Genomic DNA, 24,892 nt, shown 5'->3' with positions numbered 1-24,892 from the left:
CTTAGTTGTGTTATTTTTAGTTTTAGTTTTAAATTTTTGAAAGTTCTTTCAATAGAATTCTCTTTCTCTTTGTTTTCGAAATTTTATCTTAAACTTTCTAAGGTCTCGTTGATTTGATCAAAATCAGTTTCAATAGCACGGTACAAAGCGATTTTTCCGTTTTTGTCAACGACTATGTATCTCGGAATCCAATCTACATCCACAGCTGTGGCAAAAACGCCCTTCATCTGGTCATTTGCCATGAAATGATCTCCTTTTAAATCGTGTTTTTCAATTCCAATTTTCCATTTATCAGCGGTTTTGTCCATTGAAATAAACAGGTACGAAACATCAGGATTTTTAGCTTGTAGTTCTTTTAATTTTGGCATTGCTTTTACGCAATCACCGCACCAAGAGGCCCAGACTTCAATGACTACAGTTTTTCCTTTGTATTTTTCCAAGATATCTTTAAAAGCGACTTGACTTCCATCCGTGGCTAAAAGGGTTTCTGATAAAGCAGCTTTGGAGAATTCTGTTTTTTGAGGTTTAGAACACGAAAATGTTACAGATGTAATTAGTAGTAGTATTATTTTTTTCATTATGAAATTGTTTTGTAACAAAGTTAATAAAACAATTTGAACCATTCCCATAGAATGCTCTTTTTTGGAAGTGGAACTTTAATAATACGTAATGACATCGTTGTAGTTGATAAATAATTAGCACAAATAAAAAATTTCAAATCAGTAGCCTGCCTTTTGTTTTTTAGACTAAAAAATAATGCTTTTTATCCTACTATTTCTTGTCTTACAGTTCACTAATAGGTCCTAAATAAAAAGGATGGGAACCTGCCAGACTCCTAAAAAGTGCTTGCAATTCCCATCCTAATTTTATAAAAAATAATAGTAACATAAAAGTATTCTTAGTTTCTCTTACTTGAATACTAACTGAAATTTCGTCTAAAATTTCAAATCTGCGAGATCATTGTGATGCACTTTTTGCAGTATTGTTCCTTTATCTAGAATGACGATACTAGGATTAGCTCTTTCAATGGTTTTCAAGGTGATCGCATCACAGAAATAGAAATCAAAGGTCATTCCGAATTGCTTTTTTGCTGTCGCTATTTCTTCTGGTGAGGAAGCGGTCATCCCAATTACTTGGTATCCTTTTGCTTTAGCATCTATATGTAGCTTTTCCATTTTGGCTAAGCCATCTTCATCAGCATGTACCAAATCGTAGGCCACAATTAGCATCACTTTTGGTGATTCTAAAAATTCTTCTTTATAGTCTGAACCCTCTTTTTCCATAGTAAAATCATGAATAGGCGGTACATAACCTTCCGTAATAACTTTGTCTTTTCGGTCTACAAATACGGCTCCTTCTGGAATATTCATTAAGTCTTTTTCAGTGAATTCTTTATCAACACCACCCACTTTGTAAATAAAAACCATTTCAACCACTGATTTTTCCGCACCGTCAGGAATACGCATGCCTTTTTGGATATTATTTCCCACTTTGAAAGGTCTAAAATCGATTAGTGGTAGGTGATTCAAAACCAATACTCCCAGTAAGGAAGATAAAACGATACTGGCATAAATAACAATATTTTGAACGTTATTGTTAAACAATGGCTGGATCAATTTTCTATTAAAATACAATATAATGATAAAAAATAACAGGACAATATCCTTTGTGAAGGATTGCCAAGGCGTCAGTTTCAAAGCATCGCCAAAACAACCACAATCTTTCACCACATTAAAATAAGCAGAATAAAAAGTTAGGAAAGTGAACATCACGATTAAGAGTAATAAACTCCAAACAGTAAATTTAGTTTTATATCCAATAAGTAGCATAATTCCTAAAACTACTTCTAAAATTACTAAAAACAACGCGATTGCTAATGCAAACGGTATGAAAAAAGGCATATTGAAAACAGGTTCACTGAAATATTCTGCCAGTTTATAGGAGAAACCAATAGGGTCATTTAATTTAATTAATCCCGAAATTATGAACAGTATTCCAACGAAAATTCTAGAAAATTGAGTAATTATATTTTTCATTTTTTTTTTGATTGCTTATATTATTTATTTCCAAAACCCATTAAAATCAACGCGAAAACCGAATAATTAATCATATCCTGATAATTAGCATCGATTCCTTCAGAAACTATAGTTTTTCCTTTATTGTCTTCAATTTGTTTGACGCGAAGTAATTTTTGTAAAATCAAATCGGTTAGCGAGCTCACACGCATTTCGCGCCAAGCTTCGCCATAATCATGATTTTTATTTTCCATTAAATCTTTGGTCAGTTTTACCTTGGAATCGTATAATTCAGTCGCCTTTCCAACACTTAATTCAGGTTGGTCAGCAACGCCTAATTCCAGTTGAATCAACGCCATAATGGAATAATTGATGATTCCTATAAATTCGCCTGTTTCATCTTCTTCAATTTTACGAACTTCGTTTTCTTGTAAGCTCCTAATTCTTTGGGCTTTAATGTAGATTTGGTCGGTAAGCGAGGGCAATCTTAAAATGCGCCAAGCACAGCCGTAATCTTTCATTTTGTTGACAAACAGCGCGCGACATGTTGCAATAACGGTGTCATATTCCTTTGAAGTATTCTTCATTATTGGTGTATATTTGTATTCAAATTTTTTCAAAAATAAGATATTTTTTTTGAATGCAGAATTTTGAAGTCTTTAAAACCATAAACGCATGACCATTAACTGTAAAGGAATACTCATTGACTTAGCAACGCCCAAAGTAATGGGAATTTTGAATGTGACGCCAAACTCCTTTTTTGATGGAGGAAAGTATAAAAATGAAACTGAAATCCTATCCCAAGTCGAGAAAATGCTACTTGATGGCGCTGCTTTTATAGATATTGGTGCTTATTCAAGTAAACCCAATGCAGAATTTGTGTCTGAAAAAGAAGAAATTTCAAGAATTGTTCCAGTAGTCGATTTAATTCTAAAACAATTTCCAGAAACACTGCTGTCCATTGATACCTTTAGAAGTGAAGTTGCTAAAGCGACTATTGACATTGGTGCCGCAATCATAAATGATATTTCTGCAGGAAAACTAGATGATAAAATGTTTGAAGTAATAGGAAAATACAACGTTCCTTATATTATGATGCACCTGCGAGGCAATCCGCAAACCATGCAAAGCCTTACAAATTACGATGATATTGTTAAAGAAATGCTGTTTTATTTTTCAGAACGAGTAGCAGAAGCGAGACGTTTTGGAATAAATGACTTAATCTTAGATCCAGGCTTTGGCTTTGCTAAAACGACCGACCAAAATTTTGAAGTTTTTCAAAAAATGGAATTGTTTAAAATGCTAGAATTACCAGTACTTATTGGAGTTTCCAGAAAATCGATGATCTATAAAACACTAGACACCACAATAGAAAAGGCTTTAAACGGAACATCTATTTTAAATACTTTGGCATTGACCAAAGGGGCTAAAATTCTTCGGGTGCATGATGTCAAAGAAGCTATGGAATGTGTTACCTTGTTTAATAAAATTAATTTATAAAGATGAAATATTTTACACTAATTGTTCTTTTTGTACTTTTTTCTTGTGGAAACAAAGAAGATATCTTGTTGCCAAAATCAGCTGTTACGGTTGTCTCTGATGTACAAGATCATTCGCCTATTTATATTTTTTTCAGAACAAAAGATAAAGATACAATGGCAGAGGTAAACCGAAAAAACAGCATTATTTCTACTAATTGGATTTTAAATATTGACAAACGATTGCCACTGCGACTAGTTATTCCGGAAGTGATTAAGTTGCAACAAAAGAAGCGTGAAGAAAAAGCACACAAGAATGAAAAGGCCGAAAATTATTATTCTTACGCAGATACGATTGGAAAAAATTTAGCTTTTATCCCTTTTACAAATGTGTATTACAAAATGGAGAAACCTACTGGAACCATCCTATTTTTCAATAAGAATAATGAGATTTTAATTGAAAATACAATTGTTAAAAAAGAAAAAGTCAAAGAAGTATTGATCCAAATTTTATCAAAAGAACAATCCAATAATTTTACTTTGAGCTTTAATAAAGATCTTAGTTTTGGAAGTTATTTACAAAATAAAATTTTTATAGAAAGCTTAAATTTAGATTTAAAAAGCAAGGAGGAATATGTTCATTAATCAAATCAACTGAAAACTGCGACTGAATATGGAACAGTCTTTATTGATGATGATACGGTTCGTTTTTTAAAATCGTGAAGCCACGATACACTTGTTCGATAAAAAATAAGCGGACCATTTGATGCGAAAATGTCATTAACGATAGTGAAATTTTGCCTTGTGCTTTGGCATAAACCGTATCCGAAAAACCATAAGGGCCGCCAATTACAAATACCAAAGTTTTTATTCCGGAGTTCATTTTCTTTTGTAATTCCTCTGAAAAACCTACGCTGGAAAAATTTTTACCGTTTTCATCTAATAAAATCAATTGATCGGTAGGCGTAATTTTCGATAAAATCAATTCGCCTTCTTTCTCTTTTTGTTGACTTTCCGATAAGTTTTTTACGTTCTTGATATCAGGGATAATATCCAAATCAAATTTGATATAAAAAGACAAACGCTTTGTATAATCGTCTATTAAAGTTTGTAGTGCCTTATTATCGGTTTTACCAATAGCAATCAGTTTGATGTTCATTTTTATTACGTTTCGGGACTGCAAAGATAGAGAAATTGAAACTTTTGTATCAATTATTATGGTTTGAATCTGTCAAAAAGTAGCTACTTGGCCTCAATTCGATCCAAAACCAATTGAAATTGTTCCTCTTTTTTATTCCCAATCAAGAAAGCTATTTCTTCTAAATTAGAACCATTGTAATTGGGGATATTTAATTTTTGTCCTCTAAAAGCAGGATACAATTCGATGATAGGAATTTCTATTGTTTGCCAGTCAGTGTTAGTTTGAAAGTGATAAACATAAGAATGGGAATCACTGGTGTTGGATTTTACTCTAAATTGATATTTTTTGCCATCTCCTTTTAAACGGATGGAAATGAACGTGCTTTTTTCTAAAGTAATGGGTTCAAAGACATATTTAACGGAACAAAATCCCCCATTATTTTCTAAAGAAACAGCACCTTCAAATGTGCCATTTCCTTCAGTATTAAGGTGGAATTGACTTTTTGATTTTCCGCCCATCACTGCATCATTGACTACTTTCCAATGACTTAAATCACTGTCGGCATTAAATTCAAAAATTAGTTTTCGATTCATTTTTCTTAGTTTAAAAATAAATTTTTACAGTCTTATTTTGGTAATGGTGCGCCTACAGCTATGTCACATCGATGGTTGGTTTGCCCGTGTGGCGGATTCATTCCTTCTGGTGTTGGAGTTGTTTCTACTGGAACTGCAGTGGTAGTTACTGTTGGGGCAGGAGCGGTTGCAGTTTGTTGCGGTGTTGTTTGTGTTGCTGTTGCAACTGGAGTATTTAATGGAGCTCCCACTGCAATATCACAGCGGTGACCTGGCTGACCATGCGCCGGATTTGCACCAGCGGCGGCGGTTGTTGGTTGCGCAGTTGTATTTTGTTGTTGGCTTGCTGTAGCAGTTTCAGTTTTCATTTGTCTGCCAACTTCCGTAAACGGAACAACGTTTGTTGGAGTGGTATTTTGGGTTTCTGCCTCCTTTTTACAAGAAGTAAAAACTAAAGAGGCTGCAAAAAGTAAGCTTAAAAAAGATTTCATACACAGTGTTTTTAATTACTAAATTCAAATATAAGATTTTAAATAGGATTGCACTACATAAAATAGTAGGATTCTAAATGTTGAATTTTATACATCAATTGTAGTCAGTTATTTAATAGGATTATTATAAGATTCAACTCTGTAATTTTATTTAATTTTCTGCTAATTGAGGAGTTATCTCTAAATAAAGTACATTCATTTTTATCTTTTTTCCAAAGAACGCGACCTTCAAATTTTCAAATCCACAAAATATATCTTACTTTAGCATTCGATAAATTTCCTATAAAATGATTAGCGACATACAGTTTAAAAACGAGTTAGACATACTCATACAAAACGCCATTCGAGAAGATGTTGGTCCTGGCGATTACAGTTCATTGGCTTGTATTCCGGCTTCTGCAACTGGAAAAGCAAAGTTATTGGTGAAGGAAGACGGTATTATTGCCGGCGTAGCTTTCGCCAAAATGATTTTTGAATTTGTTGATCCTAATTTGCAAATTGAAACTTTTATTCAGGACGGAACTCCGGTACAAAAAGGCGATATCGTTTTTCATGTTTCAGGAAGTTCACAATCTATTCTAAAATCAGAACGAGTTGTTTTGAATTCAATGCAAAGAATGTCGGCTATTGCGACTAAAACTAAAGAATATGTTCGTTTATTGAAAGGAACCAAAACTAAAATTCTAGATACTCGTAAAACTACTCCAGGTTTCCGAGCCTGCGAGAAATGGGCAGTTAAAATTGGCGGAGGCGAAAACCACCGTTTTGCCTTGTATGATATGGTAATGCTAAAGGACAATCACAATGATTTCGCTGGCGGAATAACATTGGCCATAACCAAAACAAAAGCCTATCTCAAGGAAAAAAATCTGGATCTTAAAATCATTGTTGAAGCCAGAAATTTAGACGAAATCAATGAGATTTTGAAAAGCGAAGGTATTTACAGAATTTTGATAGACAATTTCAATTTTGATGATACTAAAAAAGCAGTAACTTTGATTGGTGGAAAATGCTTAACGGAATCTTCTGGAAATATCAACGAAAATACCATTCGCAGCTATGCGGATTGCGGAGTAGATTTTATTTCCTCTGGTGCCTTAACACATTCTGTTTATAACATGGATTTGAGCTTAAAAGCAATATGAGTAAAGAAATTGAAGCAAAACTGAAAAGAATCCCAGTCGTACGGAATCTCGTCTATGGTTTAAAAAAGATAGAGCTTCCGTGGCTAAAAGGGCTATCTCTATATGATTTGTTGGAATTGTATGGTCTAGGAATCGTAGAAAGCGCTTTGACCTATCATGCGAGCGCCATTGCATTTAGTTTCTTTATGGCGTTGTTTCCCTTTGCTCTTTTTATCTTAAATCTAATCCCGTTTATACCTATTGTGGGTTTTCAGGAAGATTTTTTGATGTTTGTCAAGGATGGAGTGCCTCCTAACACTTATGATGCCATTTATAAAATCATTACCGATATTCTTAATAATAGTGATTCAGGTTTATTGTCTTCTGGATTTATATTGTCCATATTTTTGATGGCCAATGGATTGAATGGAATCTTAGGGGGATTTGAAACCTCTAGACATGTCCTAATCAAAAGGGGTTTTATACGCCAGTATGTAGTAGCATTAGGCATGTCCTTATTATTGTCGCTTTTGCTAATCGTAACCGTATCGATCATCGTTGTTTTTGAGGTGATTATACAAAAAACAGTATTTAGTGACCAAGTTCAACTGGTCGTTCTAGGGCGGTATGCATTCGTTATTGCGATGATTTTAATCACAACCTCTATACTTTTTAAATTTGGTACCAAACACGACAAAAATAGAGCTTTCATTTCCATAGGGTCCGTATTTACAACCATTTTGATTGTTTTGGATTCGTATTTTTTTGGGATTTGGGTCACAAAGTTTTCACAATACAATGAATTATATGGTTCAATAGGGACATTATTGGTCTTGATGTTTTATATTTGGATCAACTGCATGATATTACTGTTGGGTTTTGAACTGAATGCCTCAGTAAACAAGTTAAAAGCAAAAAATGAATAATTAATTAAATCAAAATAGTTTTACTTTTAGGAGCTATTTCCTGCTATTCGTTACAATCTTTTTTCTCGTTAAAGAAACGAGAAAAAAGGATTTTCACTGCTATCAGGGCTAAAAAATAATAAAATGAAAAACACTATTACAATGCTTGCCTTATTTATTTCAATGGCTTTTTATGGTCAAAGTCACAGCGTCCTCGGAAAATGGAAAACTATTGATGACGAAACGGGTAAAGCTAAATCTATAGTCGAAATCTACGAGCGTTCTGGAAAAATCTACGGAAAAATAATTGACATCATCGATGTGGATAAGAAAAAAAGCGTGTGTACCGAATGTTCAGGCGAAGAAAAAAATAAACCAGTGATGGGACTTGTTATTATTAAAGGTCTCAAAAAAGATGGTAAAGAATACAATTCAGGCAAAATTCTTGATCCAACTACAGGGAAACAATACAAATGCTTTTTGGCTTTGGACGGAAATGACAAATTGAAAGTACGCGGGTACATTGGCGTTGCTTTATTTGGAAGAACACAAACTTGGAACAAAGTAAAGTAAATTTATTTTTTTGTTTAAAATCCTTATTTCTTTGTCCGCTGTTCAAACTTGATAACGATAACGGATAACGGATAACCGATAACAGACAACCAATAACCGATAACCGATAACGGACAACCAATAACCGATAACCGACAACCGATAACCGACAACCGATAACGGAAAACGGACAACCGATAACAGATAACCGATAACCGACAACCGATAACCAAAAATCCATGCATTTCGTAGAAGTAATTTTACCACTTTCCCTTGCTAAAACATTTACCTACAGTATTTCTGAGGCAGAGTTTCATTACATTCAAATAGGGATGAGAGTAGCAGTTGCTTTTGGTAAAAGTAAAATTTATACGGCTTTAGTTATTGAAATTCATCAAAACAAACCTGCTCTATATGAAGCCAAGGAAATTCATCAAATTCTGGATGAAAATCCAAGAGTCACCCAAATCCAAATTGCGCATTGGCAATGGATTGCCTCTTATTACATGTGTGCTATCGGGGATGTGTATCGCGGTGCCATGCCCAGTGCACTTTTGCTGGAAAGCGAAACCCTGATTTCTCAAAAAACAAATGTGATTGTGGATACCAGACTGCTTACTGATGATGAGTTTCTGGTTTATGAGGCTTTACAACAACAAAATTCTCTAAAAGTTCAAGATATTATTGCAATCTTAAACAAGAAAAACATTTTTCCTGTTATCCAAAAGTTAATTGATAAAAATATCTTAGTACTTCAGGAGGAAATGCAGGAAAGTTATAAACCGAAGTTAGTGCGCTATGTACGCTTGCATCCTAAATACGAGAGCAATCAAGGCTTAAGCGAATTATTGGAAATCTTAAAAAGTGCCCACAAACAAAAAGAAATTGTTATGCGCTATTTCCAGCTGAGCGCTATGGAAAAGAAACCAATTACTGTAAAAAAACTCGTTGAAGAGGCTAATGCTTCGTCGGCGATTGTAAAAGCCTTAATCGAAAAAGAAATTTTAGAAGATTATTTTTTGCAGCAAGACAGGGTGATATTCAACGGAAAAATAAAAGAACAAGAATTACAATTGAGTGCAGATCAACACGAAGCTTTTGTCGCAATTAAAGCTAGTTTTATTCAAAAAGAGGTTTGCTTGCTTCATGGAGTTACTTCCAGCGGAAAAACAGAAATTTATATAAAACTGATTGAAGAATATCTGGAAGCTGGGAAGCAAATTTTGTATTTACTTCCAGAAATCGCTTTGACGACACAATTAGTAGGTCGGTTAAGAACTTATTTTGGCAACCAAGTGGCTGTCTTTCATTCGAAATACAACAATAATGAGCGCATCGAAGTTTGGAATCAAGTGCTTCAAAACTCCCAAAAAGCACAAGTGATAATAGGAGCGAGGTCTGCTTTGTTTTTACCATTTGGCAACTTAGGATTTATAATTGTTGACGAGGAACACGAACAAACGTTTAAGCAAGTTGATCCCGCTCCACGTTATCATGCGCGAGATGCAGCCATTGTTTTAGCGCATTCCCATAAGGCCAAAGTTCTCTTAGGGTCTGCAACACCTAGTATTGAGACATACTATAATGCTAAATCAGAAAAATTTGGTTTAGTCGAGATCTCAAAGCGATACGGAAACGTAATGATGCCAAATATCGAATTGGTTGATTTGAAAGACAAATACTTTCGTAAAAAAATGACAGGACATTTCAGCGATGTTTTAATTGCAGAAATAACAAATGCTTTGTCTCTGGGAGAGCAAGTAATTTTATTTCAAAACAGACGAGGATATTCTCCCGTAGTAGAATGCATTACTTGTGGTCACGTACCTCAATGCCAGCAATGTGATGTGAGCCTGACTTATCACAAACATAAAAATCAGTTGCGATGTCATTATTGTGGTTACAGTATGGCTAAACCAACACATTGTCATGCCTGCTCTAGCATTGATTTGACCACTAAAGGTTTTGGAACCGAACAAATTGAACAAGAATTATTATCTATTTTTCCAAATTCAAAAATAGGGCGAATGGATCAGGATACAACCCGAGGAAAATTTGGTTTCGAAAAAATTATTGATGGTTTTAAGAACCGAGAAATGGATATTTTGGTTGGGACTCAAATGCTTGCCAAAGGCTTGGATTTTGATAATGTAAGTTTAGTAGGGATTATGAATGCTGATAATATGTTATATCATCCTGATTTTAGGGCTTTCGAACGAAGTTTTCAAATGATGACTCAGGTTGCAGGAAGGGCTGGACGTGCTGAAAAGCAAGGAAAAGTTATTATACAAACTTATAATCCCAATCACAATACGATACAACAAGTTACGACTACTAATTACCTTGGAATGTATTATGAACAATTGTATGACCGACAAATTTACAAATACCCTCCTTACTTCAGAATTATAAAACTTACTCTGAAGCAGCGTGATTTTGATAAATTAAAAGAAGGATCGATGTGGTTGTACCAAGTGATGAGTCAAAACCTGAGTATGCCGGTTTTAGGTCCTGAAGAACCCGCTATCAGTAGAATTAGAAATGAGTACATTCGTACAATAATAATAAAAATACCGCAAAATGTGTCTATTGGAAACACAAAAAAAACCATCCAGAAAATGCTGAATAGTTTTGAAGCTGTTGCTCAGTTTAGAGCTGTAAAAGTTTCGTTAAATGTAGATTTTTATTAATGTAAGAGCTTAAGAGAAGGAAAGTGCTCGCACTAAATCTTCTTTTTTGTGACGGCTCAACGGAATTTTTGTCATTCCAATTTCAGCATATTTGCTATTGAATCTTTCCACTTTATCAATGTTGATGATATACGATTTGTGTACTCTGACAAATTTTTCTTTAGATAAATCATTCTCAAAAGATTTCATTGTAGAAAGTACTAAGTTACTATCTTCCTCAGTAACCACTCTTACATAATCGCCAAATGCTTCAATCCATTTTATTTTCGAAGTGAAAATTTTGAGTTTTTTTAAATTGCTTTTAATGAAAATATGCTCGCCTTCTTCTTCTTTATTGTCTTTTTTTAGTAAATGGAAATCAATAGCTCTTTTTACCGAAGCATTAAATCGATCAATTGCGATTGGTTTTTGAAGATAATCCGTTGCATCGTAATCAAAAGCTTTCATGGCATATTCAGCCTTGGAAGTGATGAAAATAATTTGGGGTTTAATTTTTAAGCCATCAAGAAAATCAAAACCACTAATTACTGGCATCTCGATATCAAGGAAAATAAGGTCCACGTTGTGAATGGACATGCAACTTTTTGCTTCGATTGCATTAGAAAAATCGCCTATTAGGTGTAAATTTTGATGATTATTAACTAATTTAGCGATAATCATTCTCTGGATAGAGCTATCATCCACCACGACACAGTTTAGTTTCATAATAATGTATTTAAAGATTTGGCTACGTAAACATACTACTTTTTTATTAAAAAAAAATAATTGAACGGTTTTTTTTTGTCATACGTCGAATAAAACGGAATAACACTTGTTTGCTAAGAATTATTGCTTACTTTTGCACCCAAAATAACAAATAAATATATATTTATGAATCATTATGAAACTGTTTTCATTTTAAATCCCGTTTTATCTGAAGTTCAGGTAAAGGAAACAGTAAGCAAATTTGAAGATTTTCTTACTAGTAGAGGAGCAGAAATGGTGTCGAAAGAAGACTGGGGCCTTAAAAAAATGGCTTACGAAATTCAAAACAAAAAATCTGGTTTTTACCATTTATTCGAATTCAAAGTAGCTGGAGAAGTTCTTATTGCCTTTGAGACTGAATTTAGACGTGACGAAAGAGTAATGCGTTTCTTGACTGTAAGTCTTGACAAACACGCTATTTCTTGGGCTGAAAGAAGAAGAACTAAATTAAAAGCAACAAAAGCGTAATCATGGCTACACTACAACAATCGGCTTCAGGAAAAAAAGACGGAGATATCAGATATCTAACGCCTTTGAATATAGAAACAAACAAACAAAAAAAGTATTGTCGTTTCAAAAAATCAGGTATCAAATATATTGATTATAAAGATGCTGATTTCTTATTAAAATTCGTAAACGAACAAGGGAAAATTCTTCCTCGTCGTTTAACAGGAACTTCGTTAAAGTACCAAAGAAAAGTGTCAGTTGCTGTGAAAAGAGCACGTCACTTAGCTTTAATGCCTTATGTAGCGGATTTACTAAAATAATAATTTAACTCAGTTGTTGGTTTTCTGAAACAAGAAACCTAACTTCTATAACAAAGGACAACAACATGGAACTTATTTTAAGACAAGACGTTCAAAATTTAGGATTTAAAGACGATATCGTTACCGTAAAAAACGGTTTTGGTCGTAACTTTTTGATCCCAACAGGTCAAGCGCACTTAGCTACTTCTTCTGCAAAGAAAGTACTAGCTGAAAACCTAAAACAAAGAGCGCATAAAGAAGCTAAAGTAGTAGCAGATGCTAAAGCATTAGCAGAAGCTTTGAAAGCTATTGAAATTAAAATCTTTGCAAAAGCAGGTGGTGAAAAATTATTCGGTTCAATCACGAATATTGATATCGCTGAATCTTTAGCTAAAGGTGGTCAACAAATCGAAAGAAAATTCATCACAAGCGGAATTGTTAAACGTACTGGTAAGTATACTGCTAGTGTTCGTTTACACAGAGATGTTATCGTTGAATTGGATTATGAAATTGTTGCTGAAAAAGCATAAATTTTTTAAATTTATATATTTAAATCCCGATGGAAGTCGGGATTTTTTTTGTTTAATCTGAACTCGTTTCAGATTCGCTACTCTAAATTATAACCTGTTAGGTGCCTTTTTTAGAAAAGGTGCTTAAATAAATTCAGTATAAATGAAATATTCGAGATTAACAAAAGAACAATTTGAGGAATTGAACCAGGAATTCAGTACTTTTTTAGCAACTCAAACTATTGACAAAGCAGAGTGGGATAAAATTAAAGCAGAAAGACCAGAAGTTGCTGAACAAGAATTAGATGTTTTCTCTGATTTGGTTTGGGAAGGGGTTCTTACAAAGGCAGTTTTTTTAGAACATTTTTCTAAAAATCATATTTTCCTTTTTCAGTGCTTTGATACCTATGTTCATTCTATTGTTTTAAAATCAGTAGTTCCAGAAACTGATTTTTTGACACGAGAAGGTTTGCAATGGCTTAGTGATAATATGTTTACCGATACTATAGAAATGAAAATTGGTAAAAAAGAATTCACAGAAGACCGCAATGCTTCTATTTTTGCCCTAATACAGCAAGGTGCTTTTTTGAGCGATGGTCTCTTATACAAGCAAATTAATTCGATTATTGAGTCTTAATTTTGTTGTTTTTTCTTTTAATTTGGTTATTTTAGTACGCTTTTACAAAAACTAAAATAGCCAATTTTATTTTATATGGATATTCAAAATACGATTCAAACTTTGAGAGCCGAATTAGATCAGCACAATTATAATTATTATGTGTTGGATAAGCCAATAATTTCCGACTACGAATTTGATTCGAAATTAAAACAGCTTCAAAAGCTTGAAAATGAGCATCTGGAATTTTTTGATGAAAATTCTCCTACCCAGCGAGTAGGCGGTACCATTACAAAAAACTTCCAAACCGTAGCCCATCAACACCGAATGTATTCTCTTGATAATTCCTATTCTAAAGAAGAATTGAAAGAGTGGGAAAAACGAGTTCAAAAAGTGTTAGGCGAGGTTCCCTTAGCGTATACTTGCGAGTTAAAATATGATGGGGCATCCATTAGCATTACGTATAAAAACGGAAAATTAAAACGTGCCGTCACTCGTGGCGATGGTTTTCAGGGTGACGATGTGACTAACAATATTAAAACGATAAAATCCATTCCATTACAATTAAAAGGGAATTTCCCTGTAACGTTTGATGTGCGTGGTGAGATTATTTTACCTTTTGCTGGTTTCGAAAAAATGAATCAGGATTTAATAGAAATTGGAGAATTACCCTATTCAAATCCTAGAAATACTGCATCGGGTAGTTTGAAATTACAGGATAGTGCCGAAGTAGCAAAGCGTCCGCTAGATTGTTTACTGTATTTTTTAATAGGAAACAATCTTCCATTCCAGTCTCAATTCGAAGGATTAGAAACGGCCAGAAATTGGGGATTTAAAGCACCTAAGGAAGCCAAATTAGCGCGCAGTTTAGAAGAGGTTTTTGAATTTATTGATTATTGGGACATTCATAGACACAACCTTCCTTATGAAACGGATGGCGTGGTTGTAAAAGTAAATTCGTTTCATTATCAGGATGAATTAGGGTTTACTGCAAAATCACCTCGATGGGCAATCGCCTATAAATTCAAATCCGAACAAGTTGCAACTAAATTAAATTCTATTTCCTACCAAGTGGGGCGAACTGGAGCAATTACGCCGGTGGCTAATTTAGAGCCTGTGCAATTAGCGGGAACCATTGTCAAAAGGGCATCGCTGCATAATGCGGATCAAATTGAGAAACTTGATATTCGTATTGGAGATACTGTTTTTGTAGAAAAAGGCGGAGAGATTATTCCAAAAATCATTGCTGTTGATTGGAGTAAACGTCCCGTAAATTCAGAGCCTACAAAGTACATTACAAATTGCCCAGAATGTCAAACAGAATTAGTTCGTGGTGAAGGAGAAGCAAACCACTATTGCCCTAATTTTTACGGATGTCCACCACAGATTATCGGTAGAATTCAGCATTATATTTCAAGGAAGGCAATGGATATTGAAGGTTTGGGAGGTGAAACAGTCACCTTACTTTTTAATAATGGATTGGTTCATAATTATGCCGATTTGTATGAATTAACGGTGGAACAGATTCTTCCTTTGGAAAGGATGGCTCAAAAATCGGCTGAAAATTTGGTAAAAGGGGTTGCGAATTCTAAAAGTATTCCTTTCGAAAGTGTTTTATTTGCACTCGGAATCCGCTTTGTGGGGGAAACGGTCGCTAAAAAATTAGCCAAGCATTATAAAAATATCGATGCATTACGAAATGCAACTTTAATAGATTTGGTTTTAGTAGATGAAATTGGAGACCGAATTGCGCAAAGTGTTATTGATTTTTTTCAAAATCAGGAAAATACAATTATAATTGACAGATTAAAAGAGTACGGGATACAGTTTGAAATTACCGAAAAAATTAATCTCAATGCAACTAATAAACTTGCTGGTAAAACATTTATAGTTTCAGGTGTTTTTGCTAAATTCTCTAGAGATGACTTGAAAAAAGCAATCGAAGATAATGGCGGAAAAGTAGGGAGTTCTATTTCTGCCAAAACTGATTACGTTGTCGCAGGGGATAATATGGGACCTGCAAAATTAGATAAAGCGAATAAACTTAAGATTTCAATAATTTCCGAAGATGATTTTATCAACTTAATCAGTAACATAGATGCAGGTAAAGACTAGTAATTTTGGTTCTTTAAAGGAAAGCGGAATCAGCCTGTTGTTGTTTTCTTTCGTTTTCCTGGAGGTTAGTGCTGAGTTATTTTCATTTAGAGTAATCTTGTTTGCTTTCAGACCTTTTGTTATAATTTTGATCATGTATCTCTATTGGATCACTTCCATAGAGAGAAGTTTACTTTTTTTTACAACATTGTTTTTTTTGCTACTTACCAGCATTTTTATACTTTCGGAATCCTTGGTTTTTTTGATGTTAGGATTAGCGGGTATTGCTATTCACAGATTACTATTAATATTATACAGCATAAAGTTGAATAATATCAAGGATTTTGTGCCCATATTGATTGCAGTTATTCCTTTTATTTTTGTTTTTTCTTATTTACTCTCTATTTCAGATGAAATTCCGGAAATCAGTTATTATCCTTTAGTAGTACAAAACATTTTAGTATCAATTCTTGCAGGGGTGATCTTGTCTAATTATTTTATGAATGAAAATAACAATAAGCCTTGGTTGTCTATTTTTGGACTTTTATCGACAGGACTTTATTTTATTGTTTTTATTGAAAAATGTTTTTTATCTAATTTGCCTCCAACTTATTTTAGACCATTAGGAATGATTTTGTTTGCTACTAGTTATTATGCTCTTTATAAATTTGTGATTAATACCGAACGTTTAAATGCCGACTTACTTGAAAGTACCGCGTAACGTATCTTATTTTTTTTTAACGTACCGATAAAAAAATCGATTACAGTTAAACTATAATCGATTTTCCTTCAAAAGCTTTGGCTTTATTGTTGTCTAAATAAAAGTCTATTCTTCCTAAATTAATGCCGTAGCAACCCACCTGATTTACTAAAACGTCTTTTCCTGCAACGTTTTTTACTACCGTGGGTTTATCTAGAAAAGTATGAGTGTGACCACCAATAATTAAGTCAATATCCTGAGTTAGTTCGGCTAATTTTAAATCACAAATTTTAGTAGGCTCGTCTCTGTATTTGTATCCTAAATGTGATAAACAAATTACAATATCGCATTGCTGTTCTTTCTTTAAAATCCGAACCATATCTTGTGCCGTTTCAAGAGGATCATTATAAACTGTTTCCTTATACATTCCTTTGTCCACAAGTCCCGCAAGTTCAATTCCAAGTCCAAAAACTCCCACTTTAATTCCGTTTTTGTTGAATATTTTATACGGCTTTACAAAACCATCCATCACGGTGTTTTTAAAATCGTAATTGGCAGAAATGAACTCAAATTTAGCGTGTGGCATTTGCGCGTGCAAACCTTCCACACCGTTATCAAAATCGTGATTTCCTATTGTAGATGCATCATACTGCATCATACTCATCAATTTGAACTCTAATTCTCCCCCGTAATAATTAAAATAAGGCGTTCCTTGGAAAATATCGCCTGCATCTAATAGTAAAACGTTTGGATTTTCTTTTCGTATTGTTTCAATCAATGCAGCTCTTCGCGCCACGCCACCCATATTTGCATTTCTGGGATGATCTGCTGGAAATGGATCAATATAACTGTGAACATCATTCGTGTGTAAAACTGTCAATTGTCTGGTTTTTGAGGTCTCAAAACTGCTTAAAGACACACCTAAACTCAATAAAGCTGAACTAGCAGCTGTTTTCTCTATAAATTCTCTTCTTTTCATTTTATATTTTTTTGAAGCTATTTCCCGCTTTACGCTATATCCACGCAAAAAAAAGCGTGGGATGCCGCTTTAATCGGGGCTAGGGCTTTCTGTTTTCTAAAACTATTTGTTCTTTAAATTCGAATTACTTATTCAACCGTAATTCTAACATCCTTTATTACAGGAATAGTATCCACTTCTTTAAAATAATCAATAAGGATATTTCGAAGTTTGTATTCTAAATCAAATTTATTAACTCCTTTTTTGAAGAAATTCATATTATCTCCACCATTAGATAAATAATCATTGGTTCCTACATAATAAATGGTCTCTTTTTGAACAGGTTTCCCTTGAACTAAAATATTTTTCGCAACATTATTTTTATCAATTGTAAATGTTACTCCAGCTAATGGATGTGGTTTCTTTTCAGCAATAAAAAAGTCGACCATTTCAAGAATTTGCTCACCTTTTAATGCAATAACAACTAAACTATTTTCAAAAGGCATGATTTCAAAAGCCGTTCTGGCAGTTACATTTCCTTTTGGAAGTATAGAACGGATTCCACCGCTGTTGAGTAAACAAATATCAATATTCTTTTTTTCTCTAGCTTGAAATACAAGGTTGCCTCTCATTAAAGTAACATCAGCCATCAAATTACCAATTGTAGTTTGCCATTTACCCGTGCTTTTATCCAATGTTTCCGGACAATACGCTAATACACTATCTAAATCTTTGTTGATGTGTTCCCGATACGGTCTTATGAAATTTTCAATTGCTGGAACTTGGTTTTCTTTTTCTGTAATAGGAATTCGTTTTCCTTCGATTTTAGTAACATAATAATTTTGTTTGCTGCAAGAGACAACTAAAAAAAATGTTAAGAATATAACAAAAAGTTTAGAAACGTCATTATACTTTTTTAGATTTACCATTTTAAATGCGACTTAATTAATTAATTTTGTAACTAAGTAAAAGTAATATGTTTTTAAATTATATAAAGGATTTTTTTGTAAAAAAATCACTTAAAAATACCTTGAAAAATTTGAAAAACATAAATGCTGTTGGTACAATACAAAGCGTTGGTTTATTGATTGATGCAACTGATTTTGAACAAACGGATCTGTTAATTGAAGCTTTAACGGCTAACGGAATAGCAGCGGATAATTTGAAAGTGTTGGCATTTTACAATAAATTTAGCAATAACCAAAAGAACCTTTATACTACATTTGATGCTGGGGATCTTAAATGGAACGGCCAAATTTCAAATGACGATGTTGTTGCGTTCTGTGCTGAAAAGTTTGATCTTTTAATTAGTTATTATGAAAAAGAGAACGCTATTTTAATGCAAATTACGCACCATTCAAAAGCCCAATTTAAAGTGGGATTCTCGTCAATAGATAAAAGATTAAATCATTTTATGATTAAAACGACAATAACTGCTTACACTGTTTTTGTAAGTGAATTATTTAAATATTTAAAATTATTAAACAAAATATAATATAAGTTATGCAATCATTAATAGGAACAGGTGTTGCTCTTGTAACTCCATTTAAACAAGATTTTTCAATTGATACTGAAGCATTAAAAAGAATTGTTAATTTTTCTATAGACGGAGGAATTGAGTATCTGGTAGTATTGGGAACAACAGCCGAAAATGCTACTTTATCATCAGAGGAAAAAGAAATAGTTATTCAAACTGTAATCGAAGCCAATAATGGAGTGCTGCCTTTAGTGTTGGGAGTAGGAGGTAACAATACTGCGAAAGTTGTCGAAGAGTTGAAAACAAGAGATTTATCAGCGTTTGCGGCGATACTTTCTGTTTCTCCATACTATAATAAACCGACACAGGAAGGGATTTACCAACATTTTAAAGCGGTTGCGGAAGCGGCTCCAATTCCTATCATTTTATATAATGTTCCAGGAAGGACAGCGAGTAATATGTTGCCTTCAACTGTTGTGCGTTTGGCTAATGAATTCAAAAATGTTGTTGCTATAAAGGAAGCAGCAGGTGATCTTGTTCAAGCAATGCAACTTTTAAAAGACAAACCAAAAGATTTTTTGGTAATTTCAGGTGATGATATGATTGCTTTACCAATAGTTTTGGCGGGTGGAGCTGGCGTGATTTCAGTTATTGGTCAAGGCTTTCCTAAGGAATTTTCTGAGATGATTCGTTTAGGTCTGAATAGAAAAGTGGATGAAGCCTTTAAATGTCAGTACCTATTATCGGATTGTATTGATATGATTTTTGAGCAAGGAAATCCAGCTGGAATCAAGCAAGTGTTTCTATCACAGGGAATATCAGAAAACACCGTTCGTTTGCCATTAGTAAAAGTAGATGATGAATTGGCCAGCAGAATTGATCAATTTGTAAAAAAAATCAACAAACAAGCCTAAAAAAGGAGTTTTATTTTAAACAAAAAATATATTTTGAAGTCGCTAAATTAATAACTAAATTTGCCACCGAAACTTCGGTATGATTTTGTAGGCTGTTTTAACCAAGAAATCATAAAAAAAGTAAAAAAATGAAAAAACTACTATCTCTACTGCTTCTTGTCGCTGTATTTAGTTCTTGTAACGAATACCAAAAAGCATTAAAATCCGAAGATGTTGCTGTTAAATTTGATATGGCTACTAAATTATATGAGGCTGGAAAATACTCTAAAGCAATCCGTGTTTTTGAACAAATTGCTCCTGCTTATAGAGGAAAACCTCAAGCAGAAAAATTGTTTTATATGTTTTCACAATCCTACTACAAAACAAAACAATATACATTATCAGGCTATCAATTTGAAAGTTTTGTTTCAAGTTATCCTAAAAGTGAAAAATTGCAAGAAGCAGCATATTTGGGAGCCAAAAGTTATTCCATGTTGTCTCCAGTATTCAGTTTAGATCAAACAGATACGAACAAAGCATTAGACAAATTGCAATCCTTTATTGATACGTATCCAAACTCTGACTATGCAGCAGAGGCTAACAGTGCTGTAAAAGTACTGAGTGAAAAAATCGAGAAAAAAGTATATGAAAATGCGAAGGGATACAATACAATTTCAGATTTTAAATCGGCAATTGTTGCTTTAGATAATTTTGTTGCAGATTATCCTGGAACACCATTTAAAGAAGATGCTTTGTATTACAAGTTTGATTCAGCTTATCAATTGGCTATTAATAGCGTTCCTGCAAAAATGCAAGATCGTTTAATTGTGGCTAAAACTGCCCAATTAAATTTGATGAAATTTAACGCCGAAACAAAGTATAAAAAAGTAGCTACCGAAATGTTAGCACGAATAGAGAAAGATTTACAAAAATTTACTAAATAAATAAAGTCATGGATTTAAAAAAGACGAATGCTCCAGTAAATACAATAACATACAACAAAAATGTTATTGAAGAACCTACTGGTAATGTGTATGAAGCAATAACCATTATGGCTAAAAGAGCAAACCAAATCAATTCTGAAATCAAAAAAGAGTTGACAGAGAAATTAGAAGAGTTTGCGACATATAATGATAGTCTTGAAGAAGTTTTTGAAAATAAAGAACAAATCGAGGTTTCAAAATTTTATGAAAAATTGCCAAAGCCACACGCTTTAGCAGTTCAAGAATGGTTAGATGGTAAAATTTACCACAGAGATTCAAATAAATAATAGTACGATGTCAGTTTTAAACGGGAAGAAAATTTTACTAGGAATTTCTGGTGGAATTGCAGCGTATAAAACAGCATCTTTAGTACGACTTTTCATAAAAGCAGGTGCACATGTCCAAGTGATAATGACACCTGCTTCTAAGGATTTTATTACTCCACTGACGTTATCTACGTTATCTAAAAATCCTGTATATTCTAGTTTTTACAACCAAGATGATGAGAATGAAAAATGGAATAATCATGTAGAATTGGCACTTTGGGCTGATTTAATGATTATTGCTCCTGCGACGGCTAATACAGTGTCTAAAATGGCCAATGGAACGTGTGATAATCTTTTGATTGCCGCGTATTTATCAGCAAAATGTCCTGTATATTTTGCTCCTGCAATGGATTTAGACATGTACAAACATCCTTCTACTTTAGCGAATTTTACTTTTCTAAAACAATTTGGAAACACAATAATTCCTGCCGAAAGTGGTGAATTGGCAAGTGGGTTATCTGGAGAAGGCAGAATGGCTGAACCAGAACACATCGTTGCTTTTATAAAAGATGATTTAAATAGTAAACTTCCACTTAAGGGCAAAAAAATATTGATTACTGCCGGTCCAACTTACGAAGCAATAGATCCTGTACGTTTTATAGGAAATCATTCTTCCGGTAAAATGGGTTTTGATATCGCAAGTAGTGCTGCAAATTTAGGTGCTTCCGTGATTTTAATCTCCGGACCTACAAATTGCACTGTTTCTAGTCCATTCATACAGGTGATCCCAGTTGTTTGTGCAGAAGAAATGTATTTGGCTTGTCATCAGTTTTATCCAGATGTAGATGTAGTTGTGGCAGCAGCAGCAGTGGCAGATTATAAGCCTAAGCATGTTGCTCAACAGAAAATTAAGAAAGCCGCTTCTAATTTTGTAATCGAACTCGAAAAAACAAAAGATATATTAGCTTCACTAGGTTTGCTAAAGAAAAATCAATATTTGATTGGTTTCGCTTTAGAAACAGAAAATGAAATTGAAAATGCAAAGTTAAAAATTCAGAAAAAAAACTTAGATTTGATTGTTTTGAATTCACTTCAGGATGAAGGTGCAGGTTTCGGCAAGGCGACCAATAAAGTTACTTTTATTGATAAATTTTTTCATATTGAACCAATGGAATTAAAGTCAAAAGAAGCAGTAGCAGAGGATATCCTAAATAAAATAATAATGCACTTTGGAATACAACAATAGTAGGCCAAAATTACACCATAATACAAGTTGTTAATTTGACAAAATCCCTAAAATAGAAATCTACAAATGAATAAAATATTTACTTTTTTGCTGCTTTTTATTCTTGGAATTGCCCAAGCGCAACAGTTGAATTGTACCGTTACGGTTGATTCACAAAGATTGAGCGCGACCAATCAACAAGTCTTTAAATCTTTAGAAACTGCTATAACTGAGTTTGTAAATAAAACAGATTGGACGGGTGTCGCGGTGAAGCAGAACGAAAAAATTAATTGTTCGATGTACCTTACGATTTCGTCGAATAGTTCGGATCAATTTACAGCTACCATTCAAGTGCAGTCATCAAGACCTATTTTTAATTCCTCCTATTCTTCTCCAGTATTCAATTATAATGATAAAGATTTTAATTTTAGGTACACGGAGTTTGAAAATCTTATATTTAGCCCAACTACATTTGATTCTAATTTAGTTTCAGTTCTTGCCTATTACAGCTATATGATTTTAGCAATGGATGCAGATACCTTTGTTTTGGAATCTGGTAACCCTAATTTTGAAATTGCTCAAAACATTTCAAATGTGGCACAACAAGGAGGCTCAAAAGGTTGGAGTCAAGCGGATGGCAACCAAACGCGTTTTTTTTTAATAAATGATATGCTATCACCAACTTTTAAACAAATCAGACAAACGCTATTTGATTATCACACTGGTTTAGATTTAATGACTAAAGATGTAAAGATTGCTAAAGAAAAAATTAAAGCAGCAGTGATGAATTTATCAAAATTGAATGCTTCAAGACCAAACGCCTTTCTAACGCGTGTCTTTTTTGATGCTAAATCAGATGAGATCGTTTCTGTTTTTTCAGGAGGTCCAAGCATTACTGTTTCTGACTTAGTCGATAATCTTAATAAAATTTCCCCTTTGAACTCGAGTAAATGGATATCAATTAAACAGTAGTTTTTTTCATTCTTTAGTTTAATTCTAGTCTCTCATTCCTAAAATAAATATAAATGATAACGTCACTTTCGATAAAAAACTATGCTTTAATAGAAAAATTGACTATTGATTTTTCCAAGGGTTTTTCAACAATAACTGGAGAAACTGGTGCTGGTAAGTCTATTATTTTAGGTGCTTTAGGACTTGTTTTAGGAAAAAGAGCAGATTTAACTTCCTTGAAAAATAAAGAAGAAAAGTGTATTATTGAAGCTCATTTTGAAATTTCAAAGTATAATTTGTTGCCTTTTTTTGAAGCTAATGATTTAGATTATGAAAACGAAACTATAATTAGACGGGAGATTCTCCCATCAGGGAAATCTAGAGCTTTTATTAATGATAGTCCTGTGAATCTTCAGGAACTTCAGGAATTGAGTTTGTTTTTGATAGATATTCATTCGCAACAGCAAACACAAGAACTTTCAGAAGAAAATGTTCAGTTTAACATTATTGACGCTATTGCTGGTATTAAGGAAGTTATTTTAGAATATCAAGTACTTTTAAAAAATTATAAAGCAGATAAATCTAAATTAAACGCACTGTTAAAAACACAAACTGAATCTAAAAAAGAGCAGGAATACAATACATTTTTGTTAGATGAATTAGTAGCAGCTCATCTAAAATCTGGTGAACAAGAAACGCTAGAAGCTGATTTTGAGAAATTAAATAATGTTGAAATTATAAAAGAATCTATTGATAAGGCTTTGGCTATTGCCAATGACGAACAAATAGGTGTGATGAATAATTTGAAAGAAATTAAAGTGACTTTACAGAAAATTGCTCCTTTTTCAGCTGATTATCAATCTTTATTAGACAGAATTGCAAGCGTAACGATAGAATTTGATGATATTTCAGAAGAGATTAGTCGCAGTTCAGAAAAATTGGTAAATGATCCAGAGCAATTGGATTTAATTAGTCAAAAGCTACAAGTTATTTTTAGTTTGCAAAAGAAACATCAGGTTAGTACGGTGGAAGAACTATTGCAAATTCAAAGTAAATTAGAAAATTTAGTTTTAGAATTAGGGAACATTGAAGAAGAAATTGCAGTATTGACGGATTCAATAGAGCAAAAGACTGCAACTTTAGATGTGATGTCTGCGGCCATTCATGATAAAAGAGTAGAGTCTATTCCGGTTTTATCTCAAAAGTTGATTGTGATTTTAGAAACTTTAGGAATGCCAAATGTTCGTTTCAAAATAGAAATTAATTCGGTGGAAACGTATTTCCCAAATGGGAAAGATATCCTTCAGTTTTTGTTTTCGGCCAACAAAGGAACTGATTTTGGTTTATTGAAAAAAGTAGCTTCTGGCGGTGAAATGTCGAGAATTATGTTGGCTGTTAAAGCAATTTTGGCACAATATTCAAAACTACCAACACTGATTTTTGATGAAATTGACACGGGTGTGTCGGGTGAAATTGCTATTAGAATGGGCGAAATTATGAAAGAGATGAGTCAAAAGATGCAAGTTTTTGCCATCACGCATTTGCCTCAAATTGCCGCAAAAGGGAATGCACACTTTAAAGTATTTAAATCGACTGTTGGTGACGATACACAATCGGAGCTAAAGTTGTTAAATGACCAAGATAGAGTGGTGGAAATTGCGCAAATGTTATCCGGAACTATTGTTTCTGAATCAGCCTTAAATCACGCGAAAGCCTTGTTGAACTAATATTTTAAATTATATTTGTCGCTAAAAAAAGAAGG

28 protein-coding genes are annotated in these 24,892 nt (G+C 33.4%); 19 read left to right on the top strand and 9 right to left on the bottom strand.

The genetic code is table 11. The features are described 5' to 3' along the window. Positions 1-83: 83 nt before the first annotated feature. The 3 genes from IWX83_RS09330 to IWX83_RS09320 form a co-directional block, all read right to left on the bottom strand. Positions 84-578, bottom strand: a complete 495-nt coding sequence (locus IWX83_RS09330; protein ID WP_196829234.1) for a TlpA disulfide reductase family protein — start codon at positions 576-578, stop codon at positions 84-86. Positions 579-935: 357 nt separating this feature from the next. After that, positions 936-2,036, bottom strand: coding sequence for a BT_3928 family protein (locus IWX83_RS09325; RefSeq protein WP_196829232.1), 1,101 nt, complete (start codon positions 2,034-2,036; stop codon positions 936-938). 20 nt (positions 2,037-2,056) lie between these two features. Beyond that, positions 2,057-2,602 (bottom strand): DUF1599 domain-containing protein, encoded by a 546-nt coding sequence (locus IWX83_RS09320; RefSeq protein WP_073353023.1) that lies wholly within the window; start codon positions 2,600-2,602, stop codon positions 2,057-2,059. Between the two features lie 88 nt (positions 2,603-2,690). Here IWX83_RS09320 and folP point away from each other — a divergent pair, with 88 nt between their 5' ends. Next, entirely contained in the window at positions 2,691-3,515 is an 825-nt protein-coding gene (gene folP / locus IWX83_RS09315) for a dihydropteroate synthase (protein ID WP_196829230.1), read from the top strand. Between the two features lie 2 nt (positions 3,516-3,517). After that, positions 3,518-4,138 carry a hypothetical protein gene (locus tag IWX83_RS09310; RefSeq protein ID WP_196829228.1) on the top strand — a complete coding sequence of 207 codons (621 nt, stop codon included), beginning with the start codon at positions 3,518-3,520 and terminating at the stop codon, positions 4,136-4,138. Between the two features lie 40 nt (positions 4,139-4,178). On the opposite strand, the gene rlmH is transcribed toward IWX83_RS09310, so the two are convergent. The 3 genes from rlmH to IWX83_RS09295 all read right to left on the bottom strand — a co-directional run bounded on the left by rlmH (position 4,179) and on the right by IWX83_RS09295 (position 5,697). Then, positions 4,179-4,652, bottom strand: coding sequence for a 23S rRNA (pseudouridine(1915)-N(3))-methyltransferase RlmH (gene rlmH / locus IWX83_RS09305; protein WP_073353020.1), 474 nt, complete (start codon positions 4,650-4,652; stop codon positions 4,179-4,181). A gap of 83 nt (positions 4,653-4,735) precedes the next feature. After that, the gene (locus IWX83_RS09300) at positions 4,736-5,227 is read right to left on the bottom strand and encodes a CIA30 family protein (protein ID WP_073353019.1); all 492 of its coding nucleotides are present in this window, start codon (positions 5,225-5,227) and stop codon (positions 4,736-4,738) included. Positions 5,228-5,259: 32 nt separating this feature from the next. Then, on the bottom strand, positions 5,260-5,697 hold the full coding sequence (locus IWX83_RS09295) for a hypothetical protein (RefSeq protein WP_196829226.1): 438 nt from the start codon (positions 5,695-5,697) through the stop codon (positions 5,260-5,262). Positions 5,698-5,984: 287 nt separating this feature from the next. Between IWX83_RS09295 and nadC the strand changes: the two genes are divergently transcribed. The 4 genes from nadC (at position 5,985) to priA (ending at position 10,968) form a co-directional block, all read left to right on the top strand. Beyond that, positions 5,985-6,842 (top strand): carboxylating nicotinate-nucleotide diphosphorylase, encoded by an 858-nt coding sequence (gene nadC, locus IWX83_RS09290; RefSeq protein WP_196829224.1) that lies wholly within the window; start codon positions 5,985-5,987, stop codon positions 6,840-6,842. Then, positions 6,839-7,747, top strand: coding sequence for a YihY/virulence factor BrkB family protein (locus tag IWX83_RS09285; RefSeq protein WP_196829222.1), 909 nt, complete (start codon positions 6,839-6,841; stop codon positions 7,745-7,747). The genes nadC and IWX83_RS09285 overlap by 4 nt, the downstream gene beginning before the upstream one ends. Positions 7,748-7,870: 123 nt before the next feature. Continuing rightward, on the top strand, positions 7,871-8,299 hold the full coding sequence (locus IWX83_RS09280) for a DUF2147 domain-containing protein (RefSeq protein WP_196829220.1): 429 nt from the start codon (positions 7,871-7,873) through the stop codon (positions 8,297-8,299). Between the two features lie 218 nt (positions 8,300-8,517). After that, positions 8,518-10,968: a primosomal protein N' gene (priA, locus tag IWX83_RS09275; RefSeq protein ID WP_196829218.1), complete on the top strand. Its 2,451-nt coding sequence runs from the start codon at positions 8,518-8,520 to the stop codon at positions 10,966-10,968. A gap of 9 nt (positions 10,969-10,977) precedes the next feature. Here the strand turns inward: priA and IWX83_RS09270 are convergent, their stop codons facing one another. Further along, positions 10,978-11,673, bottom strand: coding sequence for a LytTR family DNA-binding domain-containing protein (locus IWX83_RS09270; protein WP_066077037.1), 696 nt, complete (start codon positions 11,671-11,673; stop codon positions 10,978-10,980). Between the two features lie 165 nt (positions 11,674-11,838). Between IWX83_RS09270 and rpsF the strand changes: the two genes are divergently transcribed. From rpsF to IWX83_RS09240, 6 genes are all read left to right on the top strand, one after another. Further along, positions 11,839-12,180, top strand: a complete 342-nt coding sequence (gene rpsF / locus IWX83_RS09265; RefSeq protein WP_066077033.1) for a 30S ribosomal protein S6 — start codon at positions 11,839-11,841, stop codon at positions 12,178-12,180. Positions 12,181-12,182: 2 nt separating this feature from the next. Continuing rightward, complete coding sequence (rpsR, locus tag IWX83_RS09260; protein ID WP_066077030.1) at positions 12,183-12,479, top strand: 30S ribosomal protein S18; 297 nt, start codon at positions 12,183-12,185, stop codon at positions 12,477-12,479. Positions 12,480-12,544: 65 nt separating this feature from the next. Continuing rightward, positions 12,545-12,988 carry a 50S ribosomal protein L9 gene (gene rplI / locus IWX83_RS09255; RefSeq protein ID WP_066077027.1) on the top strand — a complete coding sequence of 148 codons (444 nt, stop codon included), beginning with the start codon at positions 12,545-12,547 and terminating at the stop codon, positions 12,986-12,988. A 142-nt stretch (positions 12,989-13,130) separates the two neighbouring features. Continuing rightward, a complete protein-coding gene (locus tag IWX83_RS09250) occupies positions 13,131-13,604 on the top strand; it encodes a DUF6495 family protein (RefSeq protein WP_066077023.1) in 474 nt (157 codons plus the stop codon). Between the two features lie 75 nt (positions 13,605-13,679). Next, positions 13,680-15,698, top strand: coding sequence for an NAD-dependent DNA ligase LigA (gene ligA, locus IWX83_RS09245; RefSeq protein WP_196829216.1), 2,019 nt, complete (start codon positions 13,680-13,682; stop codon positions 15,696-15,698). Then, positions 15,682-16,398 (top strand): hypothetical protein, encoded by a 717-nt coding sequence (locus IWX83_RS09240; RefSeq protein WP_196829214.1) that lies wholly within the window; start codon positions 15,682-15,684, stop codon positions 16,396-16,398. The genes ligA and IWX83_RS09240 overlap by 17 nt, the downstream gene beginning before the upstream one ends. A gap of 46 nt (positions 16,399-16,444) precedes the next feature. On the opposite strand, the gene IWX83_RS09235 is transcribed toward IWX83_RS09240, so the two are convergent. Together IWX83_RS09235 and IWX83_RS09230 are read right to left on the bottom strand one after the other, a co-directional pair. Then, complete coding sequence (locus tag IWX83_RS09235) at positions 16,445-17,356, bottom strand: bifunctional UDP-sugar hydrolase/5'-nucleotidase (RefSeq protein ID WP_073353054.1); 912 nt, start codon at positions 17,354-17,356, stop codon at positions 16,445-16,447. A 128-nt stretch (positions 17,357-17,484) separates the two neighbouring features. Next, entirely contained in the window at positions 17,485-18,264 is a 780-nt protein-coding gene (locus IWX83_RS09230) for a 5'-nucleotidase C-terminal domain-containing protein (RefSeq protein WP_196829212.1), read from the bottom strand. A gap of 110 nt (positions 18,265-18,374) precedes the next feature. Between IWX83_RS09230 and IWX83_RS09225 the strand changes: the two genes are divergently transcribed. The 7 genes from IWX83_RS09225 to recN all read left to right on the top strand — a co-directional run bounded on the left by IWX83_RS09225 (position 18,375) and on the right by recN (position 24,857). Next, on the top strand, positions 18,375-18,830 hold the full coding sequence (locus IWX83_RS09225; RefSeq protein ID WP_231379913.1) for a hypothetical protein: 456 nt from the start codon (positions 18,375-18,377) through the stop codon (positions 18,828-18,830). An 8-nt stretch (positions 18,831-18,838) separates the two neighbouring features. Then, positions 18,839-19,726, top strand: coding sequence for a 4-hydroxy-tetrahydrodipicolinate synthase (gene dapA / locus IWX83_RS09220; protein ID WP_196829208.1), 888 nt, complete (start codon positions 18,839-18,841; stop codon positions 19,724-19,726). A 128-nt stretch (positions 19,727-19,854) separates the two neighbouring features. Then, a complete protein-coding gene (locus IWX83_RS09215) occupies positions 19,855-20,649 on the top strand; it encodes an outer membrane protein assembly factor BamD (RefSeq protein WP_196829206.1) in 795 nt (264 codons plus the stop codon). A gap of 8 nt (positions 20,650-20,657) precedes the next feature. Then, complete coding sequence (locus tag IWX83_RS09210; protein WP_035671643.1) at positions 20,658-20,975, top strand: DNA-directed RNA polymerase subunit omega; 318 nt, start codon at positions 20,658-20,660, stop codon at positions 20,973-20,975. Positions 20,976-20,982: 7 nt separating this feature from the next. After that, positions 20,983-22,200 carry a bifunctional phosphopantothenoylcysteine decarboxylase/phosphopantothenate--cysteine ligase CoaBC gene (gene coaBC, locus IWX83_RS09205; protein ID WP_196829267.1) on the top strand — a complete coding sequence of 406 codons (1,218 nt, stop codon included), beginning with the start codon at positions 20,983-20,985 and terminating at the stop codon, positions 22,198-22,200. Positions 22,201-22,266: 66 nt separating this feature from the next. After that, complete coding sequence (locus tag IWX83_RS09200; RefSeq protein WP_196829204.1) at positions 22,267-23,151, top strand: DUF4835 family protein; 885 nt, start codon at positions 22,267-22,269, stop codon at positions 23,149-23,151. A gap of 53 nt (positions 23,152-23,204) precedes the next feature. Next, entirely contained in the window at positions 23,205-24,857 is a 1,653-nt protein-coding gene (recN, locus tag IWX83_RS09195; protein ID WP_196829202.1) for a DNA repair protein RecN, read from the top strand. Positions 24,858-24,892: the final 35 nt, after the last annotated feature.

The sequence above is a fragment of the Flavobacterium sp. CG_9.1 genome, assembly GCF_015751645.1.
Taxonomy (GTDB): domain Bacteria; phylum Bacteroidota; class Bacteroidia; order Flavobacteriales; family Flavobacteriaceae; genus Flavobacterium; species Flavobacterium xanthum.
Note: the sequence above shows the minus strand (reverse complement) of the source record. Positions and strands in the feature narration are given on the sequence as shown.